Here is a 1,051-nt window from a genome sequence, read left to right on the forward strand (position 1 = left end):
AGCGGATCATCCCCGCACCAGGGGCAACGGTCGTTCATGATGGTGTTTTCTCCTCGACGGCGGTCTGTGGATCGGTGGATTGTGGGTCGGTGCACCGCGCATCCATGGCGGCTTCATAATCGGCCAGGGTGTGGCCGGGCAGATGCGGATAACGGTCGCCCAGAGTCTGCAAAATCACGATACGGTCCACCCGAAAATGGCGAAACGCTTTGCGCAATTCACACCAACCCACCAGCGTCCAGCAGTGGCCCCAGAAATACAGCCCCAGCGGCCAGATAACCCGCTTGCTGAACTGCTCCTGAACGTCACGATAATGCACCCGCACCTTGCTGCGTTCGCGAATGGCCCGCTGCAGCGGATCCAGCAACGCCCCGAGCATGCGCCGTTCCGGCAAGGCCGGGGCCGACACCGGCGAGGCCAGCGCACGCAGATGGCTGGGCACCGCCATGGCCAGCTTTTCCTGCACCGCACGCAGCGCCTCGGCCTGGCGTTGACCGGCCCAGCCCTGGGCCATGGACAGACCGGTCAGCAGGGCCTGCCATTCTTCCACGCTGAACATCAGCGGCGGCAGCTGATAGCCCTCCAGCAGGGCGTAGCCTTTTCCCGCCTGGGAATACAGCGGCACGCCGCTGGCCGACAAATGGTCCACATCCCGGTAAATGGTGCGCTCGGACACCTGCAGCCGCTCGGCCAGCGCCTGGGCGGTGGTCCACTGGCTGGCCCCGATGACCTGCACAATCTGAAACAGGCGCTCTGCTCGACGCATGATCCTTCCCTGTAATTAACCTGACGCGGCACTTATCTTCCGCCGTTCCCGATCCGCATTCTAGCGCCAAGCTACTGACACCGTGCTGTCAGTATCCGGTCGGGGCCGCCACCGGTATCACCGACCGGGCCGGGCCGGTATACTTGGCGCCTTTCGCGGCAATCTCTCGCGATCACTCGCAGCAAGACTGGTACCGGAACACCATTACCGAATAACAGGATTCACCATGGCGGAACAACCGCAAACGGATATTTTGACCTTTCAGGGCCTGATTCTGGCCCTGCA

Annotated in this window: 1 protein-coding gene; it reads right to left on the minus strand. The window is 62.7% G+C overall.

Annotated features, from left to right (window positions below; all coding sequences use genetic code 11):
• Positions 1-34 precede the first annotated feature (34 nt).
• Entirely contained in the window at positions 35-766 is a 732-nt protein-coding gene (locus A3730_RS03225; RefSeq protein WP_063519953.1) for a YafY family protein, read from the minus strand.
• Positions 767-1,051 lie beyond the last annotated feature (285 nt).

The organism is Alcanivorax sp. HI0044 (assembly GCF_001634945.1).